This window comes from Bradyrhizobium sp. BR14999, assembly GCF_056106085.1.
Map to the genome: position 1 here is coordinate 5,427,392 of NZ_CM148536.1, position 17,643 is coordinate 5,445,034.

Annotated in this window: 15 protein-coding genes; 6 read left to right on the forward strand and 9 right to left on the reverse strand. The window is 65.3% G+C overall.

Annotated elements, in window-relative coordinates; genetic code table 11:
• Window positions 1-161: 161 nt before the first annotated feature.
• The gene (queC, locus tag ACR9YP_RS25330; RefSeq protein WP_438108400.1) at window positions 162-875 is read right to left on the reverse strand and encodes a 7-cyano-7-deazaguanine synthase QueC; all 714 of its coding nucleotides are present in this window, start codon (window positions 873-875) and stop codon (window positions 162-164) included.
• A gap of 126 nt (window positions 876-1,001) precedes the next feature.
• Between queC and mazG the strand changes: the two genes are divergently transcribed.
• The gene (gene mazG / locus ACR9YP_RS25335) at window positions 1,002-1,856 is read left to right on the forward strand and encodes a nucleoside triphosphate pyrophosphohydrolase (protein WP_370987340.1); all 855 of its coding nucleotides are present in this window, start codon (window positions 1,002-1,004) and stop codon (window positions 1,854-1,856) included.
• 133 nt (window positions 1,857-1,989) lie between these two features.
• Here mazG and hflX read toward each other — a convergent pair whose 3' ends face one another.
• The 4 genes from hflX to ACR9YP_RS25355 form a co-directional block, all read right to left on the reverse strand.
• Window positions 1,990-3,390: a GTPase HflX gene (gene hflX / locus ACR9YP_RS25340; protein WP_370987341.1), complete on the reverse strand. Its 1,401-nt coding sequence runs from the start codon at window positions 3,388-3,390 to the stop codon at window positions 1,990-1,992.
• An 11-nt stretch (window positions 3,391-3,401) separates the two neighbouring features.
• Window positions 3,402-3,650: an RNA chaperone Hfq gene (hfq, locus tag ACR9YP_RS25345; RefSeq protein ID WP_007591126.1), complete on the reverse strand. Its 249-nt coding sequence runs from the start codon at window positions 3,648-3,650 to the stop codon at window positions 3,402-3,404.
• 310 nt (window positions 3,651-3,960) lie between these two features.
• Window positions 3,961-5,331 (reverse strand): nitrogen assimilation response regulator NtrX, encoded by a 1,371-nt coding sequence (gene ntrX / locus ACR9YP_RS25350; protein WP_027558046.1) that lies wholly within the window; start codon window positions 5,329-5,331, stop codon window positions 3,961-3,963.
• 17 nt (window positions 5,332-5,348) lie between these two features.
• Window positions 5,349-7,766 carry a sensor histidine kinase gene (locus ACR9YP_RS25355; RefSeq protein WP_474217426.1) on the reverse strand — a complete coding sequence of 806 codons (2,418 nt, stop codon included), beginning with the start codon at window positions 7,764-7,766 and terminating at the stop codon, window positions 5,349-5,351.
• A 173-nt stretch (window positions 7,767-7,939) separates the two neighbouring features.
• On the opposite strand from ACR9YP_RS25355, the gene ACR9YP_RS25360 reads away from it, so the two are divergent.
• Complete coding sequence (locus tag ACR9YP_RS25360; RefSeq protein ID WP_438108408.1) at window positions 7,940-8,086, forward strand: hypothetical protein; 147 nt, start codon at window positions 7,940-7,942, stop codon at window positions 8,084-8,086.
• Window positions 8,087-8,254: 168 nt separating this feature from the next.
• On the opposite strand, the gene ntrC is transcribed toward ACR9YP_RS25360, so the two are convergent.
• From ntrC to dusB, 3 genes are read right to left on the reverse strand one after another with little or no spacing between them, the layout of a single operon-like run.
• Window positions 8,255-9,697, reverse strand: a complete 1,443-nt coding sequence (gene ntrC / locus ACR9YP_RS25365; protein ID WP_091895433.1) for a nitrogen regulation protein NR(I) — start codon at window positions 9,695-9,697, stop codon at window positions 8,255-8,257.
• Window positions 9,698-9,706: 9 nt separating this feature from the next.
• Window positions 9,707-10,876, reverse strand: a complete 1,170-nt coding sequence (locus ACR9YP_RS25370) for a two-component system sensor histidine kinase NtrB (RefSeq protein ID WP_474217427.1) — start codon at window positions 10,874-10,876, stop codon at window positions 9,707-9,709.
• On the reverse strand, window positions 10,873-11,874 hold the full coding sequence (dusB, locus tag ACR9YP_RS25375; RefSeq protein WP_438110774.1) for a tRNA dihydrouridine synthase DusB: 1,002 nt from the start codon (window positions 11,872-11,874) through the stop codon (window positions 10,873-10,875). The genes ACR9YP_RS25370 and dusB overlap by 4 nt, the downstream gene beginning before the upstream one ends.
• A 282-nt stretch (window positions 11,875-12,156) precedes the next feature.
• Between dusB and ACR9YP_RS25380 the strand changes: the two genes are divergently transcribed.
• A complete protein-coding gene (locus ACR9YP_RS25380; RefSeq protein ID WP_438108410.1) occupies window positions 12,157-13,338 on the forward strand; it encodes a bifunctional 2-C-methyl-D-erythritol 4-phosphate cytidylyltransferase/2-C-methyl-D-erythritol 2,4-cyclodiphosphate synthase in 1,182 nt (393 codons plus the stop codon).
• Between the two features lie 4 nt (window positions 13,339-13,342).
• Complete coding sequence (locus tag ACR9YP_RS25385; protein ID WP_128933917.1) at window positions 13,343-13,951, forward strand: CinA family protein; 609 nt, start codon at window positions 13,343-13,345, stop codon at window positions 13,949-13,951.
• Between the two features lie 8 nt (window positions 13,952-13,959).
• Here ACR9YP_RS25385 and ACR9YP_RS25390 read toward each other — a convergent pair whose 3' ends face one another.
• Window positions 13,960-14,736, reverse strand: a complete 777-nt coding sequence (locus ACR9YP_RS25390; RefSeq protein WP_438108412.1) for a mechanosensitive ion channel family protein — start codon at window positions 14,734-14,736, stop codon at window positions 13,960-13,962.
• 1,039 nt (window positions 14,737-15,775) lie between these two features.
• On the opposite strand from ACR9YP_RS25390, the gene ACR9YP_RS25395 reads away from it, so the two are divergent.
• Together ACR9YP_RS25395 and ACR9YP_RS25400 are read left to right on the forward strand one after the other, a co-directional pair.
• Window positions 15,776-16,387, forward strand: coding sequence for a c-type cytochrome (locus tag ACR9YP_RS25395; protein ID WP_474221114.1), 612 nt, complete (start codon window positions 15,776-15,778; stop codon window positions 16,385-16,387).
• Window positions 16,388-16,398: 11 nt separating this feature from the next.
• Complete coding sequence (locus ACR9YP_RS25400; RefSeq protein WP_474221115.1) at window positions 16,399-17,643, forward strand: cytochrome c; 1,245 nt, start codon at window positions 16,399-16,401, stop codon at window positions 17,641-17,643.

A 17,643-nucleotide genomic window follows, 5' to 3' on the forward strand; every position in this document is an offset into this window, starting at 1 on the left:
AGGGCTCCTCGCAATGACGGCTGGAGAGAGCGCGGGTTCTCTCCACCTGTCGTCGCCCGGCTTGACGGGGCGACCCAGTACGCCGCGGCCTCTCGGCTCAAGCACGGTCTCTGGGACAATGGATCACCCGCCTTCGCGGGTGATGACCCGAATTTGTAGCCTCAGCGACCCGCTACGAACTCCCGCCACCCCTTCGCCCGCAGGCTGCACGCCGGGCACTCCCCGCAACCGTATCCCCACTCGTGCTGCGCGCCGCGTTCGCCGAGATAGCAGGTGTGCGACTGCTCGCGGATGAGATCGACAAGCCCGCCGCCGCCGAGGTCGTGCGCGAGCTTCCACGTCGCCGCCTTGTCGATCCACATCAGCGGCGTGTGCAGCTCGAAGGATCTCGCCATGCCGAGCGAGAGCGCGGCCTGCATGGCGCGGATGGTCTCGTCGCGGCAATCGGGATAGCCGGAATAGTCGGTCTCGCACATGCCGCCGACGATGTGGGTGATGCCGCGCCGGTAGGCCAGCGCCGCGGCGAAGGTTAGGAACACCAGATTACGACCGGGCACGAAGGTGTTGGGCAGGCCGTCGGCGCCCATCGCGATCGCGACATCGCGCGTCAGCGCCGTCTCGGACACGGCCGCCAGCGTCGGGATCGACAGCGTGTGGCTCTCGCCGAGCTTTGCGGCCCAATCCGCGCGCAGGCCCTTGATGCCCTCGAACAGGCGGTCGCGACAGGCGAGCTCAATGGCATGGCGCTGGCCGTAGTCAAACCCCAGCGTCTCCACGCGGGCGAAACGGCTGAGCGCCCAGGCGAGGCAGGTGGTGGAATCCTGGCCGCCGGAAAACAGCACCAAGGCGGTCTGTGATGAAAATGCGTCACTCATGGCCCGCGCTTTAGCACTGCGCAGACCGCCCGCCAATCGGTGGAAATCGGCCTGTTCCGCCGCGCCCCGCTGGGAACGGCCGCCCGCTTTTGGCATAAGGCTTTGGAGCCAGGAGACCGCCCCGCAATGACCCCTTCCCGCGACATTTCCCGCCTGATCGAGATCATGGCGGCGCTGCGCACGCCGGTGACCGGCTGCCCCTGGGACCTCGAGCAGAATTTTGCGACCATCGCGCCCTACACGATCGAGGAAGCCTATGAGGTGGTCGATGCGATCACACGCGGCGATCTCGACGATCTGCGCGAGGAGCTCGGCGACCTCCTGTTGCAGGTCGTGTTCCACGCCCGGATGGCTGAGGAGCAGAACGCGTTCGCTTTTGGCGACGTCGTCGAGGCCATCACCCGCAAGATGATCCGCCGCCATCCTCATGTCTTTGCCGACAAGGACGGCAATCTCGCCTCCTCTCACGTCAAGGAAGTCTGGGACCGCATCAAGGCCGAGGAGAAAGCCGAGCGCGCCGCGCGCCGGCCGCCGGAGCAAGTGCCGGCGCACAAATCGCTGCTGTCGGGCGTGAAGGCCGGCCAGCCCGCCTTGACCCGCGCCATGGAGCTCCAGCGCAAGGCCTCCACCGTCGGCTTCGACTGGAACGACCCGCGCGCGGTGCTGCAAAAGATCCGCGAGGAAGCCGACGAGATCGAAGCCGCGCTGGATCGAAATGACAAGCAGGAGCTGGCAGAAGAAACCGGGGACCTGATTTTCGCACTCGTCAACCTCGCCCGCCATGTCGACGCTGACCCGGAGGCCGCGCTGCGTGCGACGAATGCAAAATTCGAGCGGCGCTTTGCCTATATCGAACGGACGCTGGAGGCGCAGGGCCGCACCCTGGAGCAGGCCTCGCTGGCGGAGATGGATGCGCTATGGAATGCGGCTAAGGGCGAGGAGAAGCCGGCGTCGGAGGGACGCAAGGAAGCCCGCCGGTAACTCAGTGTCGTCCTGGCGAAAGCCAGGACCCATTACCCCAAATGCAAGTTGTTGAGGCCCGCTGGAGCAAGCAGGGTTGCCAATTGCATTGGCCTGTGGTTAGGGGTCCTGGCTTTCGCCAGGACGACGGCTGCTATGTGGCGGACAGATGCGGCACCGCGTCGAACCGCGACACCACGATATCCCGCTTGGTCTCGTCGACCCGCACGGTCATGTCGAAGCGGCCGTCGTGCAGCTCCTTGGCCAGCACCTCTGCATTCCGGTGCAGCCAGCTGATGCCGGCGCCGTCGGCAGCGTCGATGGAGAGATCGAGCGTGGTGCGTTTTGCTGCGAGCCGCTGCTCGATCGCGGCGAGCAGCGCGTCGACCCCCTCGCCTGACACGGCTGAAACCAGCATCGCCGGATGATCTTCCGGCCGGCGCGCGGCGATGTTCAAAAGCTCTTCGCGCTGCTCGGCGTCGTAACGGTCGATCTTGTTCCAGACCTCAATGATGCGGCCGGGGTCGTCGGGGTTGATGCCGAGCTGGCGCAGCACCGCGTCGACGTCGCTCTGCTGCGCTTCGGCATCGTCATGCGAGATGTCGCGGACGTGCAGGATGACGTCCGCCTCCAGCACTTCCTCCAGCGTGGCGCGGAAGGCTGCGACGAGCTGTGTCGGCAGATTGGAGATGAATCCGACCGTGTCGGACAGCATCGCCTTGCCGCCATGCGGCAGGTTGAGCGCGCGCAAGGTCGGATCGAGCGTCGCGAACAACATGTCGGCGGCCTGCACGTCGGCGCGGGTCAGGCGGTTGAACAGCGTCGACTTGCCGGCATTGGTGTAGCCGACCAGCGCGACGACGCGATACGGCACGCGCTGGCGGCCGGCGCGATGCAATCGTCGCGTCGCCTGCACCTTCTTCAGCTCACCCTCGAGCTTGGAGATGCGCTCCTGGATCAGGCGGCGGTCGGCTTCGATCTGCGTCTCGCCGGGACCGCCCATGAATCCGAAACCGCCGCGCTGGCGCTCCAGATGGGTCCATGAGCGCACCAGGCGCGAGCGCTGGTAATTGAGATGGGCGAGCTCGACCTGAAGCGAGCCTTCCCTGGTCTTGGCGCGGCGGCCGAAGATTTCCAGAATGAGCCCGGTGCGGTCGAGCACCTTGGCGTGCAACTGCTTCTCGAGATTGCGCTGCTGGATCGGCGCCAGCGCGCAATCCATCACCACCAGCTCGACGTCGAGGCTCTTGGCCAGCGCGGCGATCTCCTCGACCTTGCCCTTGCCGATGTAAGTGGCAGGGCGGATCTGGCTGACCGGCGCGATGATGGCATCGGCAATGACGAGATCGATCGCGCGCGCGAGGCCCACGGCTTCATCGAGCCGGGCCTCGGCGTCGCGCTGGACTTGGTTGGACAAGGCATGGCCTTCCGATTGCGCGTCGGCACTGCCCGCACGCACTCGCAAGTAGGGGCCGATGACCAGCACCCGCCCCGTCTGCTTAGCCCCTGCCGACCGCGGACGGTCGGCGTCCCCGTCAAAATTCCGGGGTTCCAATCAGAGCACTCTCAAGCCGGCTGATCCTCGCCGCCTTCGAACAACTGGATCGGAGCGCCCGGCATGATGGTCGAGATCGCATGCTTGTAGACGAGCTGCGAATGACCGTCGCGCCGAAGCAGCAGACAGAAATTGTCGAACCAGGTCACGATGCCCTGGAGCTTCACTCCGTTGACCAGAAAGATCGTTAGTGGCGTCTTGGTTTTGCGAACGTGATTAAGGAAGGTGTCCTGTAGGTTTTGTGCGCGGTCTGCCGCCATTTTTTTTCTCGCTTTGAGTTTCTTTTTATTGCGCCGGTTGCGCCCCTGTTTTGGTTGATGCGGGGCCTTTCCCGGTTGCCGTCCCTCATGAGATCCCCCTCGGAAGGAACAGCTGTGCGATTAGAGGACAGGTGGAGTTATTAGGCAAGCCGCTTCACGCGCCAGCCCTCGCCGTCTTGCCCCGAAAAACTACGGAAATCGATGATTTTCCTCGCTTATCCCTGATGTCTCACCGCAACGTCGCGGCGCGACATCTTGTTTTGACGCGTTTTCTTTACGCGAACCGGTACCCACTTCGCTCGAAAACGCTTTAGCCGACACCGAGCGCCTTCAGCTTCCGATGCAGCGCCGAACGTTCCATGCCAACAAACTCGGCCGTGCGAGAAATATTTCCTGAGAAACGGCTGATCTGTGCAATCAAATAGTCGCGCTCGAATACTTCGCGCGCTTCGCGCAGCGGCAGGCCCATGATGTGCTCGCCATTGTTGCTGGTCGGCATCGCCGGCACCATGGAGCCGACGTCCTGCGGCAACATGTCGGCCGTGATGATGACCTCGGGCCCGCCCGCAGCCAGAATCATGACTCTCTCAACGTTGTTGCGGAGCTGGCGCACATTGCCCGGCCAGACGTGCGATTGCAGCACCGCCATCGCATCCTGCCCGATCTGCCGCTTCGGCAGGCCGCTGCCGGCCGAGATCTGCTCCATGAAGTAGTCGATCAATTCCGGAATGTCCTCGCGCCGCTCCGACAGCGCGGGCACGCGGATCGGCACCACCGAGAGCCGATGATAGAGGTCCTCACGGAAATGGCCGGCCGCGATCTCCTCTTCGAGATTGCGCGCGGTGGAGGAGATGATGCGGACGTCGACCTGCACCTTGGCGGTGCCGCCGACGCGCTGGAACGATTGCTCGACCAGCACGCGCAGAATCTTGTTCTGGGTCTCGCGCGGCATGTCCGCGATCTCGTCGATGAACAGCGTGCCGCCATGGGCTTCCTCGAGCGCACCGGGCTTGCGCGGCTGTTCGCCGTTGGACTGCTCGACGCCGAACAGCTCATGCTCCATCCGCTCGGGCGTGATGGCGGCTGCGTTGATGACGACGAAGGGTCCGTCGGCGCGGCCCGAGGCCGTGTGCAGCGTGCGCGCCGTCAGCTCCTTGCCGGCGCCGGCGGGGCCGACGATCAGGATGCGGCTGTTGGCCTTGGCCGCGCGCTCGATGGTCTGGCGCAGCTGGTTCATGCTCGGCGAGCGGCCGACGAGCTGGCTGGCGCTCGGCGCGAGCTGCTTCAGCTCCTTGACCTCGCGCTTGAGCCGCGAGTTCTCCAGCGCTCGGGTCGCGACCAGGATCAGGCGGTCGGCCTTGAACGGCTTCTCGATGAAGTCGTAGGCGCCGCGCTTGATCGCGGCGACCGCGGTCTCGATGTTGCCGTGGCCGGAGATCATCACGACCGGCAGGTCGGCGTTGTCCTTCTTGACCTGCTCCAGGAGCTGCAAGCCGTCGAGCTTGGAGCCCTGGAGCCAGATGTCGAGGAACACCAGATGCGGCCTGCGATTGGCGATCTCGGCCAGGGCCGTATCGCTGTCGCGTGCCGTCCTTGTGACGAACCCCTCGTCTTCGAGAATGCCCGCAACGAGATCCCGAATATCGGCCTCGTCATCGACAATCAGAATTTCACTAGCCATGGGTCGCGCCTGCCTTGTCAGCTACCTGTTGAGGCTTCGATTTTCGTTGAATCATTGGTCTTTTCAGTCGGCTCTTTGGTTTCGGCGGCCGGCTCTTTTGTTTCCGAGTCCGGCCTGGATTCCTTGACGGAATCCGCAACCGTTTCCTTGTTGTCCGGCTTGGTTGCTTCCGGGGGCGCCGGCTCGGCTCCCTCGGACTTCGCGGGTTGCCCGGAGATCGCAAAGCGCATCCGCATCCAGGCGCCGCGCTGGCCTTCGCGGAAGTCGGAGGCGTCCTTCAGCTCGATGCGTCCGCCATGGTCTTCCAGCACGCGGCCGACGATCGCCAGCCCCAAGCCGGTGCCCTTGGCGCGCGTCGTGACGTAGGGCTCGAGCAGCCGCGAGCGCGCGACCTTGGGCAGGCCGATGCCGTTGTCGACCACGTCGATCAGCACGTCCTCACCTTCGCGCGATACCACGACGTCGATGCGGCCTTTTCCGTTTTCCTGGCTGAGCTCCTCCGGCGGGACCTGCTCGATCGCCTCGGTGGCGTTCTTGACGATGTTGGTGACGGCCTGGGAGATCAGTCGCCGGTCGAACTGGGCGCGCAGCGGATCCTCTTTGAACTCGGCCTCGATGTCGATCTCGGGATGGGCGACTTTCATCAGGAACACCGCCTGCCGCACGGTGTCGGCGACGTCCTCGCCCTCCATCACCGGTTTCGGCATCCGCGCGAAACGGGAGAACTCATCGACCATGCGCCTGATGTCGTCGACCTGGCGCACGATGGTGTCGGTGCATTGGTCGAAGATCTGCTTGTCCTTGTCCTCGGTGATGGTCTTGCCGAACTTGCGGCGGATGCGCTCGGCCGAGAGCTGGATCGGCGTCAGCGGATTCTTGATCTCGTGGGCGATGCGGCGCGCCACGTCGCCCCAGGCCGAGGTGCGCTGCGCCGACACCAGTTCGGTGATGTCGTCGAGCGTGATGATGTAGCTGTCGCGCGGTTGGCTGGTCTTCTCGGCGCTGACGCGGACCGAGAGATTGCGCTCGGTGCCGTCGCGGGTGATCGTGATCTGGCCCTGCACCAGGCGCTGGGTCCCTTCCCGCGCCGCCTTCATCATCTCGTCGAGCTCAGGCAGCACGTCGGAAAGCGGGTGGCCGAGCGTCTCCGCTTCGGAGTGCCCGATCAGCTTCTCGGCGGAGCGGTTGAGGATGCCGACGCTGCCGGACGCGTCGACGCCGATGATGCCGGCGCTCGCCGACGACAGCACGGCCTCGATGAAGCGGCGGCGGCTGTCGATGAGGTCGCTGGCGTTGACGAGCTCGTCGCGCTGGCTGCGCAATTCCTGCGTCATCTTGTTGAAGGTCTCACCAAGCTGGGCAAGGTCGCCTTCCGACTGGTGCACGGCCACCTGAACATGGAGGTCGCCGGTCGAGACCGTGTGGGCCGCATTCATCAGCCGCCGGATCGGCGAGACCAGCGAGTTGGCGAAGTTGAGGCCAATCAGCACCGAAGCCATCAGGATGGTCAGTGCGATCACCGCGAACATCAGCGCAAAGGCGACCTGGATGCCGAGCCGGCGCGACTCGATCTGGGCGTATTCGGCGACGCTGACCTCGGTCTGCTTGAGCTGGTTGACGACGTTCGGATCGAGTGGCCGGGCGACGTAGAGGAAGGTGTCGTTGAAGGCACGCAGGCGGATCACCGCGGCAACGAAGCTCGCATCCGGTAGCACCGCGATTTCGGGTTCGTTCTCGTTGACGTTGCTGAGGAAGTCCGGCGCGGGCGGCGAATAGGCCAGCCGCATGCCGGTGTCGGCGGATTCCAGGATGTTGGTGTTCTTGTCGATGATCATCGCGCCCGGCAGATTGCGGGAGCCGGCGCTGGCGGTCAGCATCTCCCGGAACGAGCGGCGGTCCTGGTCGTAGAGCGGCCGGGCGTGCGCGATGTCGTTGGCCATGCCGAGAATGTCGCCGCGGATCAGCTGCGCATGGTCCTGCATGTAGGCCCGCGCGATCGTCAGCGAATTCTGGATCACCTCCTTGGTCGGGCCCGAGAACAGCCGGTCGAGGCCGCGCTCGATGGTGACGTTGGCGACGACGGCGACCAGCACCGCCGGCAGCACCGCCACGATCGAGAACAGGCTGACGATCTGGACATGGAGGCGCGCGGCCGCTCTGCCCCGCCGCCGGGCCAGGATCAGCTGCCAGAGTTCCCGGATGATGATCCCGACCAGGAGCAGGATCGTCGCGGCATTGATCAGATAGAACGAGCGGACCACCTCCGGCGTCGGCTCGATCTTGGTGAGGCCGGTCAGAACCAGGAACGTGAGGAAGGCAGACAGCAGCGCCAGGGCCACGGCAAAGGGTGCCAGCCAGCGCCGCAGCGACCAGCGCTTGGGCTCTTCGGCTGGGGCCGTGTCAAAGGATGCGGCCGAGGTATCTGCGCTGATCATTCCGGCAATGGGTGCTGAAAACGGGTCCGCGGGCGCGCGGATACTGATGTATTCGTACCACATTGTTGCCAAATTGCGACAATTCCGCGGCGTCTCGGCCGCGACCGCCGCGCCCATCCACAAGACATGGCGGGTGGACGGGAACGGATTCCCGCCATCCCGGCTTGACGGGGATGGATAGATTTTTTCTCGCGACGATGGTCTCGGCCGTTCTTCTGCTGATCGTGGCCGCCGACCTCCTGGTCAACGGCCTGGGCCTCCAGCCGCCGCCGGTCAATGTCGCCAGCGTGACGCCGGCATCCGGCCGGCTTGTCAGATAGATGTGATGCCGCGCGTTGCCGCCGAATGACCAATTTGAAAGTGCGAGCGGAACATTTCGGTCCGATCCGGACTTCTGCCCACCGCGTCAGCCGCAACGGCCAACGCGATCCGGACAGGCTCAGCTCCGCCTTGGGTGGGGGAGCTGAGCCACCGTCCGTTCTGAAAGCCTAGCCCCCGCTCCGATACACCTGGATATCCAGGTCCCGGATCTTCTTGCGCAGCGTGTTGCGGTTGAGGCCGAGCAGGTCCGCGGCGCGGATCTGGTTGCCGCGGGTGGCTGCGAGTGCAGCCGTGAGCAGCGGCACCTCGATCTCCTTGAGGATGCGGTGATACAGGCCCGGCGGCGGCATGCCGTTCGGGAAGCCCTGGAAGTGCGAGGACAGATAAGCCTCCACCGCGCCGCCGAGATTGTCGACGCCCTGCTGGACCGCGGCGCCCGGACTGACCGAGGGCGGCGCGAGCTCGCCGTCGATGACCGAGGACGTGATCACGTCCTGCGGATAGAGCGCGGCGAGGCGCCGGGCGAGATTTTCGAGCTCGCGCACGTTGCCGGGCCAGCGGTGTTGCTTCATCCGTTCCAGCGCCAGCGCGTCCAGCTTCTTCGGCGGCAAGCCATCTTTCTCGGCCAGCGTGAAGAAGTGCCGCACCAGATCAGGCAGGTCCTCGATGCGCTCGCGCAGCGGCGGCAGCCGCAGCGGCACGACGTTGAGGCGGAAGAACAGGTCTTCGCGGAACAGGCCCTGCTGGATCAGGACGCGCAGATCCTTGTTGGAGGCCGCGACGATGCGCACGTCGGTCTTGATCGGGGTGCGGCCGCCGACGGTGGTGTATTCGCCCTGCTGCAGCACGCGTAAGAGACGGGTCTGCGCCTCCATCGGCATGTCGCCGATCTCGTCGAGGAACAGCGTACCGCCCTCGGCCTGCTCGAACCGGCCGGAGGCGCGGGTGTTGGCGCCGGTGAAGGCGCCGCGCTCATGGCCGAACAGCTCGGATTCGATGAGGTCGCGCGGGATCGCGGCCATGTTGACGGCGACGAACGGGCCGTTGCGGCGCTTGCCGTAATCGTGCAGCGCGCGCGCCACCAGCTCCTTGCCGGTGCCGGATTCGCCCGTGATCATCACGGTGAGGTCGGTCTGCATCAGACGCGCCAGCACGCGATAGATTTCCTGCATCGCCGGCGAGCGGCCGACTAGCGGGATCGCCTCCATCTCGGCGTCCTCGTCCGGCGTCGAGACCCGCTCCTTCGGCTCGGCGAGTGCGCGGCCGACGATGGCGATCAGCTCTTTCAGGTCGAAGGGCTTTGGCAGATATTCATAGGCGCCGCGCTCGGAGGCACGGATTGCCGTCATGAACGTGTTCTGCGCGCTCATGACGATGACGGGCAGATTCGGCCGCATCTTCTTGATCCGCGGCAGCAGGTCGAAAGCGTTCTCGTCGGGCATCACCACGTCGGTGATGACGAGATCGCCCTCCCCCTGGCTGACCCAACGCCACAGCGTTGCGGCATTGCCGGTCAGCCGCACTTCGTAGCCGGCGCGGGACAGTGCCTGATTGAGAACGGTGCGGATGGCGGTATCGTCATCAGCTACGAGAATGCTACCTGCGGGCATCGCTAATCCTCATTTTGCCCCCTGTGATGCAGGCGACGGCTTCCCGGCAGAGTCGGCGCGACTGCTTTGATCGGCATGTTTCACCGATGTGGAATACATCGGCATCAGCACGCGGAAGGTGGTCTTGCGCGGCTGAGATTCGCATTCGATGATGCCCCCGTGATCGCCGACGATCTTTGCGACCAGCGCGAGGCCCAGACCCGAGCCGGTCTGCTTGGTGGTCACGAAGGGATCGAACAGGTTGGGCAGAAGGTCATCCGGCACGCCTGGTCCGTTGTCTCTGACGCAGAATTCAAGCGGCAGGGATACCCGGGATTTTTGACCGGGGACTGACAGGCGCACGCCGGGGCGGAACGCGGTGGTGAGCTGGATCTCGGCGTCGGGCACGTCGATCAGGGCTTCGGCGGCGTTCTTCACGAGATTGAGGAACACCTGGATCAGCTGGTCCTGGTTCGCCAGCACCGGCGGCAACGAGGGATCGTAATCCTCGATGAAGCGGATGTTGCGGGCAAAGCCGGACTGCGCCAGCCGCTTCACGTGATCGAGCACCGAGTGGATGTTGACCGGGCCGCGCACCACGGGGCGCTCGTCGCCGAACACCTCCATGCGGTCGACCAGCGTCACGATGCGGTCGGCCTCGTCGCAGATCAGGCGCGTCAGCATGCGGTCCTCGGAGGAAGCCTGCTGCTCGAGAAGCTGCGCCGCGCCACGAATGCCGGACAGCGGGTTCTTGATCTCGTGCGCCAGCATCGCGGCCAGCGCGATCACCGACCGCGCGGCGCTGCGATGGGTGAGCTGGCGATCCATCTTGTCGGCGATGGTGCGCTCCTGGAGCATCACCACGATGTGGCCCGGCCGCTCAGTGAGCGGGGCGACATGCAGATCGACCTGGCGGTCGCCGCCCATGCGCGGCGTGCCGAGATCGACCTTGTATTCGTTGACCGGCGAGTTCGACAAGCGCACCTGGTCGATCAGTGCCAGCAAAGGGCTGCCAAACGGCACCAGTTCCTTCAGCGACTGCCGCTTCAGGAACTGCGTCGAGATTTCGAAGAAGGCTTCGGTCGCGATGTTGGCGGCGACGATCTTGCCGTCCGGCCCGATCATCAGCACGGGATTGGGAAGCGCATCCAGGATCGCGTCGCTGTCGGACGGCCGGCGCTGTTCGGCGGCTGAGTTCATGCAGCAGCGCTCCATGCGAAGTCGTCGAAGGCGTCTCGCAGCGATCGGTGGACCAGGCGCGGATCCTCGGAGGTGAGGATCTTCTGACGCCACCCCTTCAGCTTCTCGACTGAAGCGCCGCTCGCATCTGCCGCGATATCGAGCGCCCAGGCGAGATGCTTGCGCGCGTGCCTGAGGCCAATGCGCAAGCCGTACAGCGCGCAGACACCCTCATAGAGCGTGCGGACATAATGCAGCTGCGTCTCGAGCGCCGGCGTTGCTTCCTCTGCCCCGCCCCTCAGGCGGCGGCCGATCTGGCCGGGCAGCCAGGGCTGGCCCTGCGCGCCGCGGCCGATCATCACGGCATCGGCGCCGGAGGCGTCCAGTGCCGCGAGCGCCTTGTCATACGTGGTGATGTCGCCATTGACGACGAGCGGAATGGAGATGGCCTTGCGCACGGTGCGGATCGCATCCCAATCGGCCTCGCCCTTGTAGAACTGGCAGCGGGTGCGGCCATGCACGGTGACGAGCTTGACGCCTGATGCTTCCGCGCGCCGCGCCAGTTCCGGCGCGTTGTGGCTGCGGTCGTCCCAGCCGAGCCGCATCTTCAGCGTCACCGGCACCTTCACCGCCGCAATCGTCGCATCGATCAGGCTGACGGCGTGATTGAGGTCGCGCATCAGGGCCGAGCCGGACTGGCCGCCGGTGACGTGGCGGGCCGGGCAGCCCATGTTGATGTCGATGATGTCGGCGCCTTCGGCTTCGGCGATCCGGGCCCCTTCGGCCATCCAATGCGCCTCGCAGCCAGCGAGCTGGACCACGTGTGGGCCGATTCCCGTGGCTTCGCAGCGCAACCGCGACATCCGGTGGCCGTTGGCGAGCTCATCGCTGGCGGTCATTTCCGACACGACGAGACCTGCCCCCAGCTCGGCGGCCAGCCGCCGAACGGGCGAGTCAGTCACCCCCGACATCGGCGCCAGGAAGACCGGGGTGGCGACATCAATATCGCCTATTTTCAACGGCTTAGAGCCGGATACTGCCGAGCCGGTCACGGGGGTCTCGTTGACTGGACAGGGCCTCATCGCGCCTGCCATGATCTATCTTGCGCACAATTCTTGTGCAGTCAAGCGTCATGCCTACAGTTTAGACAGTTCTGCAGATCTTTCAAGTGCAGTGCAGCAAAATGCTGTTTCCCACAAAGCGGGGAAACCCCCTTTTTTTGCGGGCCTGCCGTGCTAGAGGCATGCCGTCAAATCACCCCACTCCCCGACTCTTCATCACCAACTGAGTATTTGAGTCCTATGGCGAAATCACAACGCACTGCGGTCGTCCTCGTCGCAGCCGGTCGGGGCTTGCGCGCCGGCGCCGGCGGGCCGAAGCAATATCGCGAGATCGGCGGTGTGCCCGTGATCTATCGCGCCATGGAAGCCTTCAGCCGTCACCCGGAGGTGTCTGCGGTGCAACCGGTGGTGAATCCCGACGACAGCGCTATGTTCACGGCCGCGGTCGCAGGGCTGAAGCACGAGCCGCCGACCAATGGCGGCGCCACCCGTCAGGCCTCGGTCCTCGCAGGTCTAGAAGCGCTCGCAAAGCACAAGCCCGATATCGTCCTGATCCACGATGCCGCCCGCCCCTTCGTCTCGGCAGGCGTGATCTCCCGTGCGATCGAGGCGGCGAGCCGCACTGGCGCTGCGATCCCGGTCGTCCCCGTCACCGACACCATCAAGCTCACCGGCGAGAGCGGTCATATCGAGGACACGCCGGACCGCGCGCGTCTGCGAATCGCGCAGACGCCGCAATCCTTTCGTTTCGACGTCATCCTCGAGGCGCATCGTCGCGCGGCGAAGGACGGACGCTCGGATTTCACCGACGATGCCGCCATTGCCGAATGGGCAGGATTGACGGTTGCAACCTTTGAAGGCGATGTTGCCAATATGAAGCTCACCACTCCCGAGGATTTCGTGCGCGAGGAAGCACGCCTGGCCGCCCAGCTCGGCGACATCAGGACCGGCACGGGCTATGACGTGCACGCCTTCGGCGAAGGCGACCACGTCATGATCTGCGGCGTTCGCGTGCCTCACACCAAGGGCTTCCTCGCCCATTCCGATGGCGATGTCGGCCTGCATGCGCTGGTCGACGCCATCCTCGGCGCGCTCGCCGACGGCGATATCGGCTCGCACTTTCCGCCGAGCGATGCGAAGTGGAAGGGCGCTTCCTCCGACCAGTTCCTGAAATATGCCATCGAGCGCGTCACGGCGCGCGGCGGCCGCGTCGCCAATCTCGAGGTGACGCTGATTTGCGAGCGGCCGAAGATCGGCCCGTTGCGCGACACCATGCGCGCCCGCATCGCCGAGATCTCCGGCGTCGACATTTCGCGCGTCGCGGTGAAGGCGACCACCAGCGAGCGGCTCGGTTTCACCGGCCGTGAGGAAGGCATCGCGGCCACCGCGAGCGCCACCATTCGTCTTCCCTGGAGCGTGTAAGATCATGGGCGGCAGCGACGCACGCGCCCTCTCCCGCTCGCTGCTCGATCTGTGCCGGATGCGCAAGCTGACGATCGCGACGGCCGAGTCCTGCACCGGCGGCCTCGTTGCCGGCGCGCTGACCGATATCCCCGGCTCCTCTGATGTCATCGACCGCGGCTTCGTCACCTATTCCAACGACGCCAAGCGCGCAATGCTCGGGGTCGAGGCGAGCACGCTCACTAATTTCGGCGCGGTCAGCAAGGAGACCGCAACCGCGATGGCTATCGGCGCCCTCGAGCGCGCCGATGTCGATCTCGCGGTCGCCATCACCGGCATTGCCGGCCCCGGCGGCGCCACGCCGGGCAAGCCGGTCGGCCTCGTGCACTTCGCGGCGGCCGCGCGCGACGGTCGCATCATTCATCGCGAGCACCGCTTCGGCGCGATCGGCCGCAGTGCCGTGCGTGCCCGCTCCGTGGTCGAGGCACTGCGCATGTTGATGGACCTCGCCCGCGGCCCACAAGCCCAGGCCAAGCCGCGTCCCGCAGCCGCAAGCCGCCTTCGTCCCCGCGTCACCCGCTCGCCGCGCCGGCATGCGGTGAAGCGCAGGCCGCCGCGCTCGCCGCGGGGCTAAAGGCGCTCTCACGCCGCCGCCAGCAGCGCACTCGCATGATCGAGCACCCGCTGCTTGACGGCATCGGCATCGGACGGCTTCACTTTCGCACTCACCGTCAATTCCACGACGGGCGCTGCGGGGTCGGCAGTAATCACCTTTGATACATTGACCGAAGGCGCGGTCCTGTCGTCGATGCGGGGATCGTCGCGCAGCTCCTTCAGGATCTGGTCGGCCAACGCATTGGCCGCCCCTGCCCTGACCGGAAACGCCACCTTGATCTCGCCCGTACCGGGATAGGCGCTGTGGTTGATGATGGCCGCGCCCCACACCTGCCCGTTCGGCAAGAGGATCTGCGTGTTGTCGGGCGCGACCAGCTCGGTCATGAACAGCGACAACGACTTCACCTTCCCCGCCTTGCCGGCGACCTCGACGTCATCGCCGATATGGAAGGGACGGAACAGCAGCAGCATGACGCCGGCGGCGAGATTGGAAAGCGTGCCTTGAAGCGCAAGGCCGATGGCGAGTGAAGTCGCGCCCAGCACGGCAACGAGGCTCGCGGTCTGGATGCCGAAGAGCTGAAGCACTGCGATGCCGACCACCGCGAGCACGGCATAGCGAGCCACGCTGGCAACGAACAAGGTCACCAGCGGATCGACGCGGTGCGTGACGCTCAATACGCGCGTGACGAAACGCTGCAGTGCGCCGGACAGATACCAGCCGAGCGCGAGCAGAAGCATCGCGTAAATCGCGTTCAAGCCGTACAGGACGAGCGATGCTTTCAGCGTGTCAACATTGATGGTCATGGCGGCTCCAACCCGAACAATCCGTTGAGAACCCGCGACGGCGCGAAATGATCCCGGCGGATTTCGGGGGAACACGGTCGTGTAGCCCGGATGGAGCGAAGCGCAATCCGGGGCCGCTGTGTCGGTCGGTGCGAATCCCGGATTACGCTTCCGCTCCATCCGGGCTACAAGCCTTGGTGTTGCCCGTCGTGCAAAACACCCCACGGCTCGGTCAATCGGCTCACGCCAAAATATTCGCCTTTACAGAATTTCTGATTTGTCGCATTCTCCCGCCACCTCATCCCAGTCAAAGGGGCGTATCGCGATCGTCACGAAACGCGGGATGGGCCGTGGTGGACGCTGGCAGCACCGGCGCGATGAGGCAATCGCAGGGCGGGAGACCGTGAGCGAGGCCTTCGCGCAGACGACAGGTGCGACCAGCGTACGGCAAAACCGTGTCGTCCTGACGCCCGGGGCCTGTGCGTCAAGTCTTGCGGTGATGCGTTTCGTCCGACCGGGCGCGCGCATCAGCCATCCGCAAGGCGACGGGGGCAATAGTGCATCGCTCCCCGGGGAGAGCTCGGCATAAGCCGTCAAACCACTGCGCAGGGAAGGCCGGGTTGTTTCCGGCTCCACCTGTATGCCGCTGTGCAGCTTCTTGTAAGCACACGCTCTCGCACAGTGGACCGCGGGTGCCCAGTCGGCACCCGGTCTTCCCTGCGCCCTCTGACATCGGAGGGCGAGACGACGAAGCAAGACTCGGGCAGGAACTGTCGCGAGAGCGCCGTGGTATGTTTAGTTTTCAAAAAGCACGCAAGTTTTGTCGAATTCGATCGGGATCGCTCATGCAGAGACCGCGACCAAACGTCATCACGCGTGACCGATCTTGCGCGGGACCATATTGGCGCAATAATGCTCCCCTACTTTGTGATCCGGAATCAACCGGTCCTGTTTTTGGAGGGTGACGAGAGTGTTCGCTCGCACCACTGCTCTGGCCATTGCCACCTTGGCCGCCATTGACGGTGCGGCCGCACAAACGGCCAATCAACCGCCCGACACGATGGCGGCGCGGGTCGAAGCGTGCACGCCCTGTCACGGCAACAAGGGCGAAGGCACCAGCGACGTCTATTTCCCGCGTCTTGCCGGCAAGCCGGCCGGCTATCTCTATAACCAGCTGCTCGCCTTCCGTAACGGCCGGCGCAAATACCCGCCGATGAACTATCTGCTGGAATTTCTGCCCGATCCTTATCTGCAGGCGATGGCGGAGTATTTTGCCAGCGAGCATCCGCCGTTGCCGCCGCCCGCACCGAGCGAGGTCAGCAAAGAAGTGCTGACGCACGGCGAACTGCTGGCCACCAGCGGCGATGCAGGTCGCAACATTCCGGCCTGCGTGAGCTGCCATGGTCCGGGGCTCACGGGAATGCAGCCCGGCATCCCCGGCCTGCTTGGCCTGCGCGCCAACTACATCAGCGCTCAGCTCGGCGCCTGGCGCTACGGCACCCGCACGGCGAAGTCGCCCGACTGCATGCAGCTCGTCGCCGGCCATCTGACCGAGGCCGACGTCACTGCCGTTGCCGCCTGGCTTGCCACGCGGGCGGCACCGGCGGATCCGGCCCCCGTGCCGAAAGGCACCTACGCGCTGCCGTTCGGCTGCGGCAGCCAGCCCAACTGACGAGGCGGATGATGGGCTCCAAATTGTCGATTGTGCTCCTTGCTTTCGCCGCGCTGACCACGGCCGCGCAGGCGCAAGACAAGGACAAGACCGGCGACATCATCGCACGCGGCGAATATCTCGCCCGCGCCGGCGACTGCACCGCCTGCCATACCGCGCCGGAGGGCCGCCTGTTCGCCGGCGGCCGGGCCATGCCGACCCCGTTCGGCACGCTCTACACCTCCAACATCACGCCGGATTCCGATACGGGCATTGGCAAGTGGAGCGCGGACGATTTCTACAAGACCATGCACAGCGGCCGCTTTCCGGATGGCGGGCTGATCTATCCGGCGATGCCGTTCGCGTCCTACACCAAGGTCACGCGCGCCGACAGCGATGCGATCTTCGCGTACTTGCGCTCGATCGCGCCGGTGAACCAGAAGAACAAGCCGCACGAGCTGCGCTTTCCTTACGACAACCGTCAGCTCATCCTCGGCTGGCGCACGCTGTTCTTCAGCGAGGGCGAGTTCAAGCCGGATCCGAAAAAATCGGCGGAATGGAATCGCGGCGCCTATCTGGTCGAGGGCCTCGGCCATTGCGGCATGTGCCATTCGCCGATCAACGTGCTCGGCGGCACCTCGCAATCGGATGCCTTCAAGGGCGGCCTGATCCCGATGCAGAACTGGTACGCGCCCTCGCTGACGTCGAACCGCGAAGCCGGGCTCGGCGACTGGAGCATCAAGGACATCACCGACCTGCTCCAGACCGGCGTCTCCATGCGCGGCGTCGTCTACGGCCCGATGGCCGAGGTCGTGCACAACAGCCTGCAATATCTCAGCGACGAGGACACCAAGGCGATGGCGGTGTACCTCAAGGGCATCGCAGAGCCCTCGCCTGCCCCGCCGCCAAGCTCGGCGCTGCCGACCACCGAGAGCAGCCTGCTGATCAGCCTCGGCAAGACCGTCTACGACAAGAGTTGCGCGAGCTGTCATGGCATGCAGGGCGAAGGCAAGCCGCCGCACTGGCCGCCGCTCGCCAATAACCAGTCGATCGAGATGCAATCGGCGGTCAATCCGATCCGCATGGTGCTCAATGGCGGCTATCCGCCGGGCACCAAAGGCAATCCGATGCCCTACGGCATGCCGCCCTTCGCAGGCCTCCTCTCCGACAACGAGGTCGCCGCCGTCGTCTCCTACATCCGTACCGCCTGGGGCAATCGCGGCACGCCGGTCTCGGCGCGCGAGGCCAACGAGCTGCGCTCCGCACCCCTGAACTGA